Genomic DNA, 16,646 nt, shown 5'->3' on the forward strand with positions numbered 1-16,646 from the left:
GCGATCCGTGCCGGCTCAACCCTTCGTCGCCCCGAACGTGAGCCCCGCGACGAAATGCTTCTGCATCGCGAAGAACATCGCGACCGACGGCAGCGCGGCGAGAATCGATCCGGCCGAAACAAGATTCCACGACGTCGTCCATTGCCCCTTCAACGCGGCGACGCCCACGGTGATCGGCGCGGCCTCATCGCCTTGCGTCAGGCACAGCGCCCAGAAGTAGTCGTTCCACACGAACGTGAACACGAGAATCGCGAGCGCGGCCAACGCAGGGCGGATCAACGGCAGCACGATCCGCCAGAACACCGTCCATTCGCCCGCGCCTTCGATCCGCGCCGCCTCGATCAGCTCGAACGGCAGCTGCTTGATGAAGTTGCGCAGAAACAGCGTACAGAACCCCGTCTGAAACGCGACATGAAACAGGATCAGCGCGTCGACGGTGTTGAACACGCCCAGCCTGAGCGACAAGTCCCGCACCGGAATCATCAGCACCTGCACCGGCACGAAATTCCCCGCGACGAACGTGCCGAACAACGCGGTATTCCCGCGAAACCGGTAAGTGGCGAGCGCGAACCCGGCCATCGCCGCCAGCGCGATCGAACCCAGCACCGACGGCACCGTGATCTGCACGCTGTTCCAGAAGTAATGCAGCATCGGCGACGTGGTCAGCGCGTCGCGATAGTTCTCGATCATCGAGAAGTGCCGCGGCCAGCCCCAGTAGTGACCTTCGACGAGCTCCTCGGTCGAGCGCACCGACGTGACGAACACGGCGATCATCGGCAGCAGCCAGATCACGAGCGCGACGGGCAGCGACAGTTTGTACAGCCGGCGCGAGACCGGCTTCCAGTGGGCAACGGGTGTCGGAAACATGATGAGCGAATCCCCGGGTGGTCACTGCTCGTTGCGCAGCATGCGGCGCAACTGGAACACGATGTAGACGAGCATGATCGCGAACAGCACGACCGCGATCGCCGCGGAATAGCCGAGCCGGTAGTACTTGATCGCCTGGTCGTACATGTAATACGCGAGCACGGTCGAGCTCTCGAACGGGCCGCCGCTCGTCATCACCGAGATCAGGTCGAAGCTGCGCAGCGCGCCGATCACGGTGACGACGATCGCCATGAACGTGGTCGGCCGCAACTGCGGCAGCACGACGTGCCACAGCAGCGCGAAGCCGCGCGCGCCTTCCATCCGCGCCGCTTCGATCTGCTCGGGGTTCACCGCCGTGAGGCCGGTCAGGTACAGGATCATGCAGTAGGCCGTCTGCGGCCACAGCGCGGCGAACACGATGCCGAGCGTCGCGTAGCGCGCGTCGCCGAGCACCGGAATGCCGTGCCCGGCGATGAGCGCGAGCAAGCCGAAAGTCGGATCGTAGAACCACGAGAAGATCAGCCCGACGACCACGCCGGACAGCACGAACGGCGCGAAGAACAGCGACTTCACGAGCCGGATGCCGGCAACGGCCTGGTTCAGATACAGCGCGAGCGCGAGGCCGAGCGGCGGCGCGAGCATGAACAGCACGAGCCAGATCACGTTGTTGCGCAACGCGGTGTAGAACGTCGGCGCGTGCAGCAGCTCAACGTAGTTCGCGAGGCCGACGAACGTGCGCTCGGTCATCCCGTCCCAGTTGCAGAGGCTCAGCCACAGCGTCGACAGGATTGGCCAGATCACATAGGCGGCAACCATCGCGCACGCGGGCGCGAGAAAGAGCCACGCGGCGCGCCGTTGCCGCCGCACGGCCGGCGACGGGCGGCGCGCGGGCAGCGCGGCGGGTGTGCGGCGGCCCGGCGGTGCGGCGGCCGGGGCGGCAGGCGTTTCGGCGGGTCGGGACGCGATCGGACTGGACACGGCAAGCCTCCTGGGCGAACGCGGCGGCGCACGGCCGCCGCGTGAGTCACGCGATTACTTCTTGTAGATCCGCTTGCGGGTCTGTTCGAGTTGCGCGAGCACCGAATCGAGCTGCGCGGGATTCGCGACGAACTGCTGCATCCCCTTCATCCCTTCGTCGGCCATTTCCTTCGTCATGTCGCGGTCGTAGAACTGCGCGACGCCGCCCTGGGTGTCGGCGAGGATCCGGAAGCCGATCCGCGAGATCGGATCGTCCGGCTCCGGCGACTTGCTGTTGGCCGACAGCGAGCCGAGCCCTTCGGCGAGCTTCGCGCCCATCTCGGGCGTTTCGACGAACGCGAGGAAGGTATGCGCGTCGGCCTTGTTCTTCGCCTTGGTCGGGATGTGCAGCGATTCGACCGGGCCGTCTTCGGCGGTCGGCACCTTCGGGTCGATGATCGGGAAGCGGTAGTAGCCCATTTCCTGCTTCACGTTCGGCGGAAAGCCCGCCGCGATGAAGGTGCCCATCAGCATCATCGCGGCCTTGCCCTGGAACAGGAACGGCTGCGCGCCGTCGAGATCGTAGGACAGCGCGTTGTCGATGAAGTAGCCCGCGTCGATCAGGGATTTCCACGTCGTGTAGACCTTCTTCACGCGCGGGTCGGTGTACGGCACGTCGCCGGCCATCAGCTGCTGGTGGAACGCGTTGCCGTTCAGCCGCAGGTCGAGATAATCGAACCAGCCGGCGAGCGTCCACGCGTCGCGGCCGCCAACTGCGATCGGCGTGATGCCGGCCGCCTTCAGCTTCTTGCACGCATCGAGAAACTGGTCCCATGTTTTCGGCTCGTCGGCGATGCCGACCTTGCGGAACAGGTCCTTGCGATAGAACAGCCCCCACGAGTAATAGACGGTCGGCGCCGCGTACTGCTTGCCGTTGTACGACGAGGCGCTGCGTGTCGACGCGTACATCGCGTCCCAGCCGTTCTTCTTCCAGTCGCCGCTCAGGTCCTCGAACAGCCCGCGCTTCGCGTAGTACGCCATCCGCTCGCCCGCGTGCCAGTTCACCACGTCGGGCGCGACGGTCGAGAGCCATGCGGGGAGCTGCACCTTGTACGCTTCCTCGTCGACGAAGGTGGGCTTCACGTCGATGTCGGGATGGGCCTTGTGGAACGCCTCGAGCGTCGACTGCCAGACCGCGCGCTGGCTGGCGCCCTTGAACGCGATGTTGATCGTCAGCGTGCCCGCGTTGGCCGGCGCGGCCGCGCCGAACGATGCAGCGGCGATGGCGGCGGCCGCCGCAAGCCGGGCGGCGACGCGAAGGGGGCGATGTGTCATGTGTGTCTCCAGTCCTGTGTGTCGTTGTGCGTGACCGGCGCGCGTCATGTCGTCATGGCGCCGGGGGCGGTTGCTACGAACGGCTTCGATACACGGCGACGCCTTGCGGCTCGACCTGCGCGGTGCCGACCACGAATGCGGACGGCGGCACCGCGTCGATCGTGTGCGGCGTGTCGCGGTAGTTGAATACGTAGGTGAGGCCGCCGCGCCGGCTGATGCGCAGACCGTCGCCGAGCGGTGCGGGCGCGAGGCCGGCTTCGGCCGCGACGTCGGCGAACAGGCGCGCGGTGGTCGCGTCGTCGAACAGCGCGGCCCAGTAGTGCAACGCGCCGTGCGATACGCAGGCCGGATGACCGTCGGCGAAGCGCGCGCGCACGATGCCGCGCGCGTCGCCATCTTCGCCGTCGCCATGCAGCTCGACGAGATCGCGCCAGTGACGCGCGTCGCCGGCGAGCGGCGAGCCGTCGCGCAACGTGCCGTCGATCCGCTCGGTCACGTTCGGCCGCAGCGATTCGACACGCCACACGCGTATCGGCAGGATCGACACGAGCGGGCCGGGCGGCAGCGTCGGCGGAATCCGCAGGTCGGCGGTCTTCGAGCCGGTGCGCGGGCCGAACACCGCCTGCGCGCCGGAGGCGGCGAGCCGTGCCGCGAAGTCGTCCGGCACGACCGGCAGCGGCGGCACCACGACGAGCCGGTAGCCGTTAAGCGGCGCGTGCGGGGAAACGATGTCGACGTCGAGGCCGAGCGAGCGCAGCGCCGAGTAGTACTCGAACGCGAAGCGCGGATAGTGGAAATCGGCGCCTTGCGGCTGTACTTCGAACAGCCATTTCGCGTCGTAGTCGAACACCAGCGCGACGGGGGCGCGCACCGGGCCGTTCGCGTCGGCATCCGCGCCGGCGTCGAGCACCGCGGCGATTTCGCGCGCGACGCGCTGCGCTTCGCGGCCGCCTTCGTCGAGCCGATCGTCCGGCGTGTGCAGGCCCGCATGCATCTGTTCCTGCGCGAACGGCGCCTGCCGCCAGCGGAAGTACGACACGCAGCCGGCGCCGTGCGCGAACGCTTCCCAGCTCCACAGCCGCACCATGCCCGGCAGCGGCGCGGGGTTCCACTGCGCCCAGTTCACGGGCCCCGGCTGCTGCTCCATCACCCAGAACGGCAGCTTCGACATCCCGCGATAGAGATCGTGATTGAACGACGCGAAATCGGGATGGCCGGTGCGCAGCCAGCGCGCCTTCACGTCGGGCGCGAACCATTGCTCCTCGAGCGCGCCGAGCGGGTAGCTGTCCCACGTCGCGACGTCGAGGTCGCGCGCCACTTCGTAGTGATCGAACTCGGTGAAGAGCTGCATGAAGTTGTGCGCGACGGGGCGGCCCGGCGAATGGGCGCGGATCACGTCGACCTGCATCCGGTGATAGCGCGCGACTTCGTCGGAGGCGAAGCGCCGGTAGTCGAGGCGATGCGACGGATGCGCTTCGGTCACGGTGCCGACCGGTGCGTCGACTTCGTCGAAATGGCGGTACTCCATGCTCCAGAACACGGTGCCCCATGCGCGGTTCAGCGCGTCGATCGTGCCGTAGCGCGCCTTCAGCCATTCGCGAAAGCGCACGAGCGCGGCGGGCGAATAGCTGACGACCGTCTGGTGGCAGCCGAGCTCGTTGTCGGTCTGCCAGTAGCGCACGGCCGGGTGGCGGCCGTAGCGTTCGGCCACCGCCGTGCAGATCCGGCGCGATGCTTCGAGATAGGTCGGCGACGAGAAGTCGTAGTGGCGGCGCGAGCCGAACTGGCGCGGCCGGCCGTCCGCGCCGATCGCGAGGATGTCGGGGTGACGGTCGACGAGCCACTTCGGCGGCGTCGCGGTCGGCGTGCACATGACGACCTCGAGGCCGGCCGTGCCGAGCACGTCGATCGCGCGATCGAGCCAGCCCCAGTCGTATTCGCCCGGCGACGGCTCGATACGGCTCCATGCGAATTCGGCGATCCGCACCTGCGCGATGCCGAGCGCCTTCATCCGGCGGGCGTCGTCCGCCCACATCGATTCCGGCCAGTGTTCCGGGTAGTAGCAGACTCCGAGGCGCATGCCCGATCCTTATGCGTAGTGGTGGACGTGGACGTCGGCGCGCGCGGGCACCGCGCGGCCGTCTTCGGTGAAGAGGTGGCAGGCCGCGGCCGGCGCATGCGCGTGCACGCGCTCGCCGCGACGCAGCGGCGCGTCGCCGGGCACTTTTGCGATCAGCGGCGTGCCGCCGGGTTGGTCGAGGTGCACGTAGGTCTGCTCGCCGAGGCGTTCGACCAGCACGACGTCGCGGGCGAGCGCCGTCGCGTCGTGCGCGGCGCCGAGCGTCAGGTGTTCGGGGCGGATGCCGAGCGTGACGGTGGCGCCCGGCGCGAGCGCGGCGCCGTCGCGCGGCAGCGTGAAGGTTTCGCCGGACGGCACGACGGCGACGGTCGTGTGTTGCGCATCGCACGCGGCGACGACGGCCGGCAGGAAGTTCATCCGCGGCGAGCCGATGAAGCCGGCGACGAAGCGGCTCGCCGGATGGTGGTAGAGGTCGAGCGGCGCGCCGACCTGCGCGATGCTGCCGTGCTGCGCGGTGTCGGCGCCGGTGTGCAGCAGCACGATCTTGTCGGCGAGCGTCATCGCTTCGGTCTGGTCGTGCGTCACGTAGACGACGCTCGCCCGTTCGAACTGGCGGTGCAGTTTCGCGATCTCGACGCGGGTCTGGCCGCGCAGCGCCGCGTCGAGGTTCGACAGCGGCTCGTCGAACAGGAACACGCCGGGCTCGCGCACGATCGCGCGGCCGATCGCGACGCGCTGCCGCTGGCCGCCGGACAGCGCCTTCGGCTTGCGCTCGAGCAGCGTGTCGAGCTGCAGGATCCGCGCGGCGTCGCGCACCTTCCGGTCGATCTCGGCCTTCGGCACGCGCGCGAGCTTCAGCCCGAACGCCATGTTCTCGTAGACCGTCATGTGCGGAAACAGCGCGTAGCTCTGGAACACCATCGCGACGCCGCGCTCGGCGGCCGGCACGTCGTCGACGCGGCGGCCGTCGATCGACAGCTCGCCGTCGCTCAGATCCTCGAGGCCCGCGATCATCCGCAACAGGGTCGACTTGCCGCAGCCGGACGGGCCGAGGAACACGCAGAACTCGTGCGCGCCGATCTCCAGATCGACGTCGCGAATGACCGGCGCGTGCTCGCCATAGGCTTTCTGCACGCGTCGCATCGAGATGCTCGCCATTGTCTCCGCTCCATGTTCTAATGCGCTTGCATCATGCTTAAGCGCTTAATCATCGCGATCAAAAAAAGAGCCGGTCCCGATCGCGGCCGAGTCGCGCCCGTTGGTCGGGCGGCTGGGGGTGCGGCGATAGTGCGCCGCTTCGGTGAGCGAAGCAAATACTGGATCGGCATCTCATATAGTGAGCAGACGATGGCAACACTGGATGAAGTCGCGCGCCGCGCCGGCGTGACGGCCGCGACGGTCTCGAACGTATTGCGCCACCGCGGGCGGGTGGGCGACGCGACGCGCGCGCGGGTGCTGGAAGCGGTGGAGGCGCTCGGGTATCGGCCGCATCTGGCCGCGCGGGCGCTTGCGGAAGGGCGCGCGCCGACGGTCGCGCTGATGGTGTCGAGCATCGCGAACCCGTTCTATCCGGAGTTCGCGCTCGCGGTCGAGCGTGCGGTGCGCCGCAACGGGCAGTTCCTGATCGTCTGCAATACGAATGAAGATCCGTTGCAGGGGCGAGCGTATCTCGACCAGATCGCCGGGACGATTTCCGAAGGCATTCTCGTGACCAACGCGAACCTGCATTTGCCGGATCTGGCCGACGTTGCCCGGCGCGGCGTGCCGGTCGTGCTGTGTCTGTGGGAGCGGCCCGATGCGCCGCCCGAGGGGCTGCCTTGCGTGGCCGTGGATTTCCGCGAGGCGGGGCGGATCGCGACGCGGCATCTGCTCGAACTCGGGCACCGGACGATCGGCGTGATCGTCGGCGGCTCGGCGAGCGGCGTGCAGGCGGCGCGCTACGACGGCTTCGTCGACGTGATGCGCGAAGCGGGGCTCGACGCGTCGATCGTCGCGGCCGAGCCCGATTCGATCGAAGGCGGCGTGCGTGCGGCGGGCCGCCTGCTCGATGCGCATCCGGGGCTGACCGCGCTGGTCGCGACCAACGACCTGCCGGCGATCGGCGCGCTGCACGCGGCGGCCGATCGCGGCAGGCGCGTGCCCGACGACCTGTCGATCGTCGGCATTACCGACATTCATCTGGCCAGCGACACGCGTCCGACGTTGACGACCGTCGCGATCCCGACCGCCGAGGCGGCGGGGCTCGCGGTCGAATTGCTCAATGCGTTGCGCGAGGCGGGCGGGCAGGTCGACGCGGTGTCGCGGGTGCGGACGGCGTCGTTGCCGCGGCTCGTTGTGCGCGGGACGACCGGCGCAGCGCCGGGGCGGAGTGCGGGGGCTTAGACGTCGCGGGGGCTTTGCCGCGTGACGCCGGGCGTGGCGTGGTTTGCCGGCGTAGGGCGCAACCCGCGAAGCAGCGAATGGGACGGGCCAGCGGCCACTGGACGAAATCGGAGTCCGGGCCGGATGGGCCGTCTGCCATCATCGCTTCGACGACCCTCATCGCGGTGCGTCGCGCCGAATCGAGATGCGCGTCGGAACCCCGAGTCCAGGCTGGATTACCCACCCACTTCACCCGCCTTCGACGAGCCGCATCACGATCCGTCGCGCCGATTCGAGATGCGCGACCGTCATCGCGCGCGCACCGCGTGCATTGCGTTCGCGGCACGCTTGCAGGATGTCCTCGTGCTCGACCTGGAACGACGGCGTATCCGCGAGCAGCGTCGCCTGCAGCCGCTCGTACCGCTCGACCTGGCTGCGCAATTCCGCGATCGCCTTCAACTGCCGCTCGTTGCCGCAGCACGAATACAGCAGCGCATGGAATTCACGGTTCAGCTCGCCTTGCCGGCGCGGCACGCCCGATTCGCCGAGCAGCCGGTGCACGAGCTCGGCGCGCGCCAGCGTCTCGTCGTCGAGCCGATTCACGCTGCGGAAGATCGCATCGCCTTCGAGCAGCGCGCGCATGTCGTAGATTTCCTGCACGTCGGACGCGCTCAGCATCCGGACGACCGCGCCGCGATTGCGGAAGATGTCCAGCAGCCCTTCGCGCTCCAGGCGCTGGATCGCCTCGCGCATCGGAATCCGGCTGACTCCGAAACGTTCGGCAAGGTCGCGCTCGACGAGCCGCTCGCCGGCCTGCAACTCGCCGTTGATGATCATTTCCCGCAGCGATGCGGCCACCGCGTCCGCCGTGGAATCGAGTCTGGCTTCCATGCCCCTGGGCTCCTGAATTTGGAATAATGGTATACCAAATGGCATTCCAGTGCCACAATGGCGGCCTCACGTTCCGATAGCAGAGGAGAGCGAGATGGCGCATGGCGAACACAAGTACCGCGTGGCAGTGGAGTGGATCGGCAACCGGGGAACCGGCACGTCGGGGTATCGCGAATATGGCCGCGATCATGTGATCCGCGCGGGTTCGAAGCCGGCTATTCCCGGCTCGTCGGACGTGGCGTTTCGCGGCGATGCGGCGCGCTGGAATCCGGAGGATTTGCTGCTGGCGTCGGCATCGGCGTGCCACAAGCTCTGGTATCTGCATCTGTGCTCGGATGCGGGGATCCGCGTGCTCGCGTACGTCGACGAGGCCGAAGGCACGATGCTCGACAGCGCCGAGCAAGGGCGCTTCACCGAAATCGTGCTGCACCCGCGCGTGACGATTCGCGCCGGCGACGATCGCGAACTGGCGGAGCGGCTGCATCATGCGGCGCATGCGAAGTGCTACGTGGCGAACTCCGTCAATTTCCCGATCCGGTGCGAGCCGGTGATCGAGTTTGCCGCGGCGTGACGCAGGCAGCCGCGATCGTGTGCGCAGCATCCGGCCGCGGTCTCACAACCCGATCTCGTACACCTCTCGCGCGGCCGCGCGGATCGCATCGGCCATCACCGCGACGGCCGGCGAAGGCAGCCGGTCGGTGCGCGTGATGATCCCGAAATCGTCCATCCGGCAATCCATCTCCAGCGGCAGCACGGTGACGATTCCGTGTCGCGCGTAGTATTGCGCGACGTCCTCCGCGAGCACCGCGATCATGTCGCTCTGCTCGATCAGCTGCGTGATGAACAGCAGCGCGGCCGTCTCGACGACGTTCGCGGGCGGCGCGAGGCTGGCGCGCTGGAACACCAGCTCGAAGCGATGGCGCAGCACGCTGCCGGCCGGCGGCATGACCCACGCGGCGCGCTGCACGTCCGCGAGCGACAGCGGCGCCTGCGCGAGCAGCGGATGGCCGGGCCGCACCACCGCGGCGACCGGCTCGCCGGTCAGCGGCTCGTAGCGCAGGTGCAGCTTGTCGTGTTCGGCGGACAGCCGGCCGAGCACGATGTCGAGCTTCTCCTGCGCGAGGTGTTCGAGCAGTGCGTTGCTGGTGTCGATCTCGACGGACACGCGCACGTTCGCATGCGTCCCCTTCACGGCCGCGACGGCCGGCGGCACGAGCCGCAGCCCCGGCGACGTGATCGCGCCCACCGCCACATGGCCGAGATGGCCGGCCTTCAGCGCGGCCAGCTCCTCGCGCGCCTGGTCGAGGCTGCCGAGCGCCGCGCGCGCGTGGCGGATCAGCGCGTCGCCGTACAGCGTCGGCCGCATGCCGCGCGGCAGCCGCTCGAACAGCACCGCGCCGATCGATTCCTCCAGCTCGCGCAGCAGCTTCGACGCGGCCGGCTGCGTCATGTTCAGCGCGGCCGCCGCGCGATGAATGCTGCCTTCGTCGGCGAGCGCGACGACCAGCAGCAACTGGCGCGTCTTCAGGCGGCTGCGGTTTCCCCACGGGCTGGCTTCGGTCATCGTACGGGTTTATATCGATATCGGAATCGATATCGTAATCGCCTAAAACGTCATTAGCGAGTTATCAAAATTCTCCCTAGACTGCGTCGGTATCCCGTCACCACAGGACTGACGATGTCGGCAACAAAACCCAGGCTGCGCTCTGCCCAATGGTTCGGCACGAACGACAAGAACGGCTTCATGTACCGGAGCTGGATGAAGAACCAGGGCATTCCCGATCACGAATTCGACGGTCGGCCCATCGTCGGCATTTGCAATACGTGGTCCGAACTGACGCCGTGCAACGCGCACTTTCGCAAGCTCGCCGAGCACGTGAAGCGCGGGATCTCGGAAGCGGGCGGGTTCCCGGTCGAATTCCCGGTGTTCTCGAACGGCGAATCGAACCTGCGGCCGTCGGCGATGCTCACGCGCAACCTGGCGTCGATGGACGTCGAGGAAGCGATCCGCGGCAACCCGATCGATGCGGTCGTGCTGCTCGCCGGCTGCGACAAGACGACGCCCGCGCTGCTGATGGGCGCGGCGAGCTGCGACGTGCCGGCGATCGTCGTGTCGGGCGGGCCGATGCTGAACGGCAAGCTCGAAGGCAGGAACATCGGCTCGGGCACGGCCGTGTGGCAACTGCACGAAGCGCTGAAGGCCGGCGAGATCGACCTGCACCACTTCCTGTCCGCCGAAGCCGGGATGTCGCGCTCGGCCGGCACCTGCAACACGATGGGCACCGCATCGACGATGGCGTGCATGGCCGAGGCGCTCGGTGTCGCGCTGCCGCACAACGCGGCAATCCCGGCCGTCGATTCGCGCCGCTACGTGCTCGCGCACATGTCGGGCATCCGCATCGTCGAGATGGCGCTCGAAGGGCTCGTGCTGTCGAAGGTCCTGACGCGCGCCGCGTTCGAGAACGCGATCCGCGCGAACGCGGCGATCGGCGGGTCGACCAATGCGGTGATCCACCTGAAGGCGATCGCGGGCCGCATCGGCGTGCCGCTCGAACTCGAGGACTGGATGCGCATCGGCCGCGACACGCCGACGATCGTCGACCTGATGCCGTCCGGGCGCTTCCTGATGGAGGAGTTCTATTACGCGGGCGGCCTGCCGGCCGTGCTGCGCCGGCTCGGCGAAGGCGGGCTGCTGCCGCACCCCGACGCGCTGACGGTCAACGGCAAGTCGGTGTGGGACAACGTGCGCGAAGCGCCGAACTACGACGACGAGGTGATCCGCCCGCTCGACCGGCCGCTGATCGCGGACGGCGGCATCCGCATCCTGCGCGGCAATCTCGCGCCGCGCGGCGCGGTGCTCAAGCCGTCGGCGGCGAGCCCCGAATTGCTCAAGCATCGCGGCCGCGCGGTGGTGTTCGAGAACCTGGAGCACTACAAGGCGACGATCAACGACGAAGCGCTCGACGTCGATGCCAGCTCGGTGCTGGTGCTGAAGAACTGCGGGCCGCGCGGTTATCCGGGGATGGCCGAAGTCGGCAACATGGGGCTGCCGCCGAAGCTGCTGCGCCAGGGCGTGAAGGACATGGTGCGCATCTCGGATGCGCGGATGAGCGGCACCGCATACGGCACGGTGGTGCTGCACGTCGCGCCGGAAGCGGCCGCCGGCGGCCCGCTCGCCGCGGTGCGCAACGGCGACTGGATCGAGCTCGACTGCGAGGCCGGCACGCTGCATCTGGACATTTCGGATGACGAACTGCAGCGCCGCCTGTCGGATGTCGATCCGACCGCGGCGCCGGGCGTGGCCGGGCAGCTCGGCAAGGGCGGCTATGCGCGGCTGTACATCGATCACGTGCTGCAGGCGGACGAGGGGTGCGACCTCGACTTCCTGGTCGGCACGCGCGGCGCGGACGTGCCGAGCCATTCGCATTGAGGCATTGAGCGGGCGGGCGGCGCAACGCGCGCCGCGGCCGCGCGCGGGCATCGGCTCGCGCATCGTCAAGTTGTGAAACCGTGAACGCATGATGGCCCCGCATCGGGGCCGGCGCAGGACGCGAACCATGACATCGAGCAGCACGCCGCGTTATCGCGGCATCTTCCCCGTCGTCCCGACGACGTTTTCCGATACCGGCGAGCTCGACCTCGCGAGCCAGAAGCGCGCGGTCGATTTCATGATCGATGCGGGCTCGGACGGGCTGTGCATCCTCGCGAACTTCTCCGAGCAATTCGCGATCACCGACGACGAGCGCGACGTGCTCACGCGCACGATCCTCGAACACGTCGCCGGCCGCGTGCCGGTGATCGTCACGACGTCGCACTACAGCACGCAGGTGTGCGCGGCACGCAGCCTGCGCGCGCAGCAGCTCGGCGCGGCGATGGTGATGGCGATGCCGCCGTATCACGGCGCGACGTTCCGCGTGCCCGAAGCGCAGATCTTCGACTTCTATGCGCGCGTGTCGGAGGCGCTCGCCATCCCGATCATGATCCAGGACGCGCCCGCGAGCGGTACGCCGCTGTCCGCGCCGTTCCTGGCGCGCATGGCCCGCGAGATCGAGCAGGTCGCGTACTTCAAGATCGAGACGCCGGGTGCGGCGAACAAGCTGCGCGAGCTGATCCGGCTCGGCGGCGACGCGATCGAAGGGCCGTGGGATGGCGAGGAGGCGATCACGCTGCTCGCCGACCTGCACGCCGGCGCGACCGGCGCGATGACGGGCGGCGGGTTTCCGGACGGCATTGGGCCGATCCTCGACGCTTTCCGCGAAGGCCGCCATGACGACGCGTTCGCGCGCTATCAGGCGTGGCTGCCGCTGATCAATCACGAGAACCGCCAGTCCGGGATCCTGACCGCGAAAGCGCTGATGCGCGCAGGCGGCGTGATCGCGTGCGAGCGGCCGCGGCATCCGATGCCGGAACTGCATCCGGACACGCGCGCGGAGCTGCTCGCGATCGCGCGCCGGCTCGATCCGCTCGTGCTGCGCTGGGCGCGCTGAGTGGGTGGCGAAGGAGGAACGCAGATGAGCAAGGTGATTTCGCTGGGCGTGATCGGGATCGGCAAGATCGCGCGTGACCAGCATCTGCCGGCGATCGCCGCCGAACCGGGCTTCGCGCTGACCGCGTGCGCGAGCCGCCACGCGGAAGTCAGCGGCGTGCGCAACTATCCGGATCTGCCCGCGCTGCTGGCCGCCGAGCCCGGGCTCGATGCGGTGTCGCTGTGCGCGCCGCCGCAGGTGCGCTACGCACAGGCGCGCGCCGCGCTCGAAGCCGGCAAGCACGTGATGCTCGAAAAGCCGCCGGGCGCGACGCTCGGCGAAGTGGCCGTGCTGGACGCGCTCGCGCGCGAGCGCGGCCTCACGCTGTTCGCGACCTGGCATTCGCGTTGCGCGAGCGCGGTGGAACCGGCGCGCGCATGGCTCGCCGCGCGCACGATCCGCGCCGTGCAGGTGCGCTGGAAAGAGGACGTGCGGCGCTGGCATCCGGGGCAGCAGTGGATCTGGGAGCCCGGCGGCCTCGGCGTGTTCGATCCCGGCATCAACGCGCTGTCGATCGTCACGCGAATCCTGCCGCGCGAGCTCGTGCTGTGTGAAGCGACGCTCTACGTGCCGAGCGATGCGCAGATGCCGATCGCGGCCGAACTCGATTGCGCGGATACCGACGGCGTGCCCGTGCGCGCGGAATTCGACTGGCGGCACGGCCCCGTCGAGCAATGGGAAATCGCCGTCGACACGTCGGACGGCGTGCTCGCGATCAGCCGCGGCGGCGCGCAGTTGTCGATCGACGGCGCGCCGGTCGAGATCGGGCCCGAGCGCGAGTATCCGGCGCTGTATGCGCACTTCCGCGCGCTGATCGCGCGCGGCGAAAGCGACGTCGACGTACGGCCGTTGCGGCTCGTCGCCGATGCGTTCCTGTTCGGGCGGCGCGTCGGGACCGACGCGTTCGGCCGCTGACACCGTGCCGGCACGCGCCAAGCGAGCGCGACCCGGCGCGACGGATGTTGAAGACCCAAGCCAATACAAGGAGACACACCGCATGAACCGCACGACCCGCACGATCCGCCGCCACACCCTGCGCGCGCTGTTGGCCGCGCTTTGCATCGCGCCGCTCGGGATGACGGGCGCCGCGCACGCCGACGCACCGCTGAAGATCGGCTTCCTGGTGAAGATGCCCGAGCAGGCATGGTTCATCAACGAGCAGAACGCCGCGTCCGCGCTCGGCCAGAAGGAGCACTTCTCGGTCGTGAAGATCGGCACGCCGGACGGCGAGAAGGTGCTGGCCGCGATCGACAACCTCGGCTCGCAAGGCGCGCAGGGCTTCGTGATCTGCGCGCCCGACGTGCGGCTCGGGCCGGCGATCGCCGCGCGCGCGAAGCGCTACAACATGAAGTTCGTGACGGTCGACGACCAGCTCGTCGATTCGACCGGCAAGCCGCTGCCGAACGTGCCGCACCTCGGGATGTCGGCGACCAAGATCGGCAACCAGGTCGGCCAGGCGATCTCCGACGAGATGAAGCGGCGCGGCTGGAAGCCGGAAGAAGTCGGCGCGCTGCGCATCACCAACTACGAGTTGCCGACCGCGAAGCTGCGCACCGACGGCGCGACCGAGGCGCTGCTCGCGAACGGCTTCCGCAAGGACAACATCTTCGACGCGCCGCAGAAGACGACCGACGACGAAGGCGGCTTCAGCGCGGCCGCGCCCGTGCTCGCGCGTCATCCGAACATCAAGAAGTGGGTGGTCTACGCGCTGAACGAGGAAACCGTGCTCGGCGCGGTGCGCGCGACCGAACAGCTGCACATCCCGGCGGCCGACGTGATCGGCGTCGGCATCAACGGCGCGGGCGAGGCGTTCGCCGAATTCCAGAAGAAGGAGCCGACCGGCTTTTACGGGACGATCGCGGTCAGCTCGACGAACCACGGCAAGGACAGCACGCAGAACCTCGTTGACTGGATCCGCAACGGCAAGGTGCCGCCGGCCGACACGCAGACGAGCGGCAAGCTGATGACGCGCGCGAACTGGCAGGCCGTGCGCGCCGAGCTCGGCATCTGAGCGTGCGGGGCGACGACGCGATGACGATGCAGACGATGACGGCCGTGTTCGGCAGCGACGCCGCCGCGCAAGCCGGTGCCGGCACCGGTGTCGGTGCGCCGCCGGGCGGCGCGCTGCTCGCGCTCGACGGCATCACGGTGACGTTTCCGGGCGTGCGCGCGCTCGACGCCGTGTCGCTGTCGGTGCGCGCTGGCGAGGTGCACGGCCTGATGGGCGAGAACGGCGCGGGCAAATCGACGCTGCTGAAGGTGCTGTCCGGCGTGAACCAGCCGCAGGCCGGCACGCTGACGCTGAACGGCACGGTGCAGCGCTTCGCGTCGACCCGCGCCGCGCTCGAGGCCGGCATCGCGATCATCTACCAGGAACTGCATCTGGTACCCGAGCTGACGGTCGCGGAAAACCTGATGCTCGGGCAACTGCCGAGCCGGCTCGGCGTGGTCGACGAACGCGCGCTCGCCGCGCGTGCGCTCGACGCGCTGGAACGGCTCGGCGAGCACATCGATCCGGACATTCCGGTGAAGTACCTGTCGATCGGGCAGCGCCAGATGATCGAGATCGGCAAGGCGCTGATGCGCGACGCGCGCGTGATCGCCTTCGACGAACCGACGAGTTCGCTGTCCGCGCGCGAAACGACGCAGTTGTTCCGGATCATCCGTTCGCTGCGCGCGGAAGGGCGCGCGATCATCTACGTCACGCACCGGATGGAGGAAGTCGACGCGCTGTGCGATCGCGTGACGGTGTTTCGCGACGGCCGGCGCATCGAGACGTTCGAATCGGTCGCCGACCTGGACCGCGACCGGCTGATCGGCTGCATGGTCGGCCGCTCGATCGAGGACGTGTACGGCTACCGGCCGCGCGCGGCCGGCGACGTGCTGATCGAGGCGAAGGGGCTGATCGGGCCGGGCTTGTCCGAGCCGGTGTCGTTCGCCGCGCGGCGCGGCGAGATCGTCGGCTTCTTCGGGCTCGTCGGCGCGGGACGCTCGGAGCTGATGAAGCTGCTGTACGGCGCGGCGCGCCCGAGCGGCGGCCACGTCGAGCTGGGCGGCAAGCGTGTCGCGTTCGCGAGCCCGCGCCACGCGGTGCGCGCCGGCATCGCGCTGTGCCCGGAAGACCGCAAGCAGGAAGGCATCGTCGCGATCGCGTCGGTGGCCGACAACCTGAACATCAGCGCGCGCCGCCACTTCAGCCCGGCGCGCGTGCTGCTCGACGCGCGGCGCGAACGCGAGCTCGCGCAGAAATACATCGAGCGGCTCGCGATCAAGACCCGCGACGGCGACACGCCGATCGGCGCGCTGTCGGGCGGCAACCAGCAGAAGGTCGTGCTCGCGCGCTGGCTGGCCGAGCGTATCGACGTGTTCCTGATGGACGAGCCGACGCGCGGCATCGACGTCGGCGCGCGCGCGGAAATCTACAACCTGTTCTACGAACTCGCGGAAGCGGGCCGCACCGTGATCATCGTGTCGAGCGATCTGGCCGAGGTGATCGGCGTGTCGGACCGCATCGTCGTGATGAAGGAAGGACGGATCGCGGGCGAAGTCGCGAAGGCGCAGGCGACGCCCGACACGCTGATCAAGCTCGCGCTGCCGCGCTGAGCGGCGCGCAGTCAATCGCGCAGTCA

At 68.8% G+C, this 16,646-nt stretch carries 14 protein-coding genes; 7 read left to right on the top strand and 7 right to left on the bottom strand.

Annotation, left to right across the window (positions count from 1 at the left end):
* Positions 1-15 precede the first annotated feature (15 nt).
* The 5 genes from BME24068_RS04330 to BME24068_RS04350 form a co-directional block, all read right to left on the bottom strand.
* Complete coding sequence (locus tag BME24068_RS04330; RefSeq protein ID WP_096508778.1) at positions 16-867, bottom strand: carbohydrate ABC transporter permease; 852 nt, start codon at positions 865-867, stop codon at positions 16-18.
* A gap of 21 nt (positions 868-888) precedes the next feature.
* The gene (locus tag BME24068_RS04335; RefSeq protein WP_174925252.1) at positions 889-1,845 is read right to left on the bottom strand and encodes a carbohydrate ABC transporter permease; all 957 of its coding nucleotides are present in this window, start codon (positions 1,843-1,845) and stop codon (positions 889-891) included.
* A gap of 54 nt (positions 1,846-1,899) precedes the next feature.
* Entirely contained in the window at positions 1,900-3,159 is a 1,260-nt protein-coding gene (locus BME24068_RS04340) for an ABC transporter substrate-binding protein (protein ID WP_174925253.1), read from the bottom strand.
* Positions 3,160-3,232: 73 nt separating this feature from the next.
* Positions 3,233-5,239, bottom strand: a complete 2,007-nt coding sequence (locus tag BME24068_RS04345) for a beta-galactosidase (protein WP_174925254.1) — start codon at positions 5,237-5,239, stop codon at positions 3,233-3,235.
* A 9-nt stretch (positions 5,240-5,248) separates the two neighbouring features.
* A complete protein-coding gene (locus tag BME24068_RS04350) occupies positions 5,249-6,397 on the bottom strand; it encodes an ABC transporter ATP-binding protein (protein ID WP_096508712.1) in 1,149 nt (382 codons plus the stop codon).
* 189 nt (positions 6,398-6,586) lie between these two features.
* Between BME24068_RS04350 and BME24068_RS04355 the strand changes: the two genes are divergently transcribed.
* Positions 6,587-7,621 carry a LacI family DNA-binding transcriptional regulator gene (locus BME24068_RS04355; RefSeq protein ID WP_174925255.1) on the top strand — a complete coding sequence of 345 codons (1,035 nt, stop codon included), beginning with the start codon at positions 6,587-6,589 and terminating at the stop codon, positions 7,619-7,621.
* Between the two features lie 228 nt (positions 7,622-7,849).
* Here the strand turns inward: BME24068_RS04355 and BME24068_RS04360 are convergent, their stop codons facing one another.
* On the bottom strand, positions 7,850-8,491 hold the full coding sequence (locus BME24068_RS04360; RefSeq protein ID WP_174925256.1) for a GntR family transcriptional regulator: 642 nt from the start codon (positions 8,489-8,491) through the stop codon (positions 7,850-7,852).
* Between the two features lie 94 nt (positions 8,492-8,585).
* Here BME24068_RS04360 and BME24068_RS04365 point away from each other — a divergent pair, with 94 nt between their 5' ends.
* Positions 8,586-9,062 carry an OsmC family protein gene (locus BME24068_RS04365; protein ID WP_174925257.1) on the top strand — a complete coding sequence of 159 codons (477 nt, stop codon included), beginning with the start codon at positions 8,586-8,588 and terminating at the stop codon, positions 9,060-9,062.
* 42 nt (positions 9,063-9,104) lie between these two features.
* On the opposite strand, the gene BME24068_RS04370 is transcribed toward BME24068_RS04365, so the two are convergent.
* Positions 9,105-10,055, bottom strand: a complete 951-nt coding sequence (locus BME24068_RS04370) for a LysR family transcriptional regulator (RefSeq protein WP_174925258.1) — start codon at positions 10,053-10,055, stop codon at positions 9,105-9,107.
* Positions 10,056-10,169: 114 nt separating this feature from the next.
* Between BME24068_RS04370 and BME24068_RS04375 the strand changes: the two genes are divergently transcribed.
* From BME24068_RS04375 to araG, 5 genes are all read left to right on the top strand, one after another.
* Positions 10,170-11,921, top strand: a complete 1,752-nt coding sequence (locus BME24068_RS04375; protein WP_174925259.1) for an IlvD/Edd family dehydratase — start codon at positions 10,170-10,172, stop codon at positions 11,919-11,921.
* A gap of 127 nt (positions 11,922-12,048) precedes the next feature.
* On the top strand, positions 12,049-12,978 hold the full coding sequence (locus BME24068_RS04380) for a dihydrodipicolinate synthase family protein (RefSeq protein ID WP_096508718.1): 930 nt from the start codon (positions 12,049-12,051) through the stop codon (positions 12,976-12,978).
* A 24-nt stretch (positions 12,979-13,002) separates the two neighbouring features.
* Complete coding sequence (locus BME24068_RS04385) at positions 13,003-13,932, top strand: Gfo/Idh/MocA family protein (RefSeq protein ID WP_174925260.1); 930 nt, start codon at positions 13,003-13,005, stop codon at positions 13,930-13,932.
* 82 nt (positions 13,933-14,014) lie between these two features.
* Positions 14,015-15,028, top strand: coding sequence for an arabinose ABC transporter substrate-binding protein (locus BME24068_RS04390; RefSeq protein WP_174925261.1), 1,014 nt, complete (start codon positions 14,015-14,017; stop codon positions 15,026-15,028).
* A 20-nt stretch (positions 15,029-15,048) separates the two neighbouring features.
* Complete coding sequence (araG, locus tag BME24068_RS04395) at positions 15,049-16,620, top strand: L-arabinose ABC transporter ATP-binding protein AraG (protein WP_174925262.1); 1,572 nt, start codon at positions 15,049-15,051, stop codon at positions 16,618-16,620.
* Positions 16,621-16,646: the final 26 nt, after the last annotated feature.

Source organism: Burkholderia anthina (genome assembly GCF_902498995.1).
GTDB lineage: Bacteria > Pseudomonadota > Gammaproteobacteria > Burkholderiales > Burkholderiaceae > Burkholderia > Burkholderia anthina.

Coding starts and splice junctions, on each gene's coding strand:
- BME24068_RS04350 (WP_096508712.1), bottom strand. CDS start 6,397: ATGGCGAGCATCTCGATGCGACGCGTGCAGAAAGCCTATGGCGAGCAC.
- BME24068_RS04385 (WP_174925260.1), top strand. CDS start 13,003: ATGAGCAAGGTGATTTCGCTGGGCGTGATCGGGATCGGCAAGATCGCG.
- BME24068_RS04360 (WP_174925256.1), bottom strand. CDS start 8,491: ATGGAAGCCAGACTCGATTCCACGGCGGACGCGGTGGCCGCATCGCTG.
- BME24068_RS04355 (WP_174925255.1), top strand. CDS start 6,587: ATGGCAACACTGGATGAAGTCGCGCGCCGCGCCGGCGTGACGGCCGCG.
- BME24068_RS04365 (WP_174925257.1), top strand. CDS start 8,586: ATGGCGCATGGCGAACACAAGTACCGCGTGGCAGTGGAGTGGATCGGC.
- BME24068_RS04380 (WP_096508718.1), top strand. CDS start 12,049: ATGACATCGAGCAGCACGCCGCGTTATCGCGGCATCTTCCCCGTCGTC.
- BME24068_RS04330 (WP_096508778.1), bottom strand. CDS start 867: ATGTTTCCGACACCCGTTGCCCACTGGAAGCCGGTCTCGCGCCGGCTG.
- BME24068_RS04370 (WP_174925258.1), bottom strand. CDS start 10,055: ATGACCGAAGCCAGCCCGTGGGGAAACCGCAGCCGCCTGAAGACGCGC.
- BME24068_RS04375 (WP_174925259.1), top strand. CDS start 10,170: ATGTCGGCAACAAAACCCAGGCTGCGCTCTGCCCAATGGTTCGGCACG.
- araG (WP_174925262.1), top strand. CDS start 15,049: ATGACGATGCAGACGATGACGGCCGTGTTCGGCAGCGACGCCGCCGCG.
- BME24068_RS04345 (WP_174925254.1), bottom strand. CDS start 5,239: ATGCGCCTCGGAGTCTGCTACTACCCGGAACACTGGCCGGAATCGATG.
- BME24068_RS04390 (WP_174925261.1), top strand. CDS start 14,015: ATGAACCGCACGACCCGCACGATCCGCCGCCACACCCTGCGCGCGCTG.
- BME24068_RS04340 (WP_174925253.1), bottom strand. CDS start 3,159: ATGACACATCGCCCCCTTCGCGTCGCCGCCCGGCTTGCGGCGGCCGCC.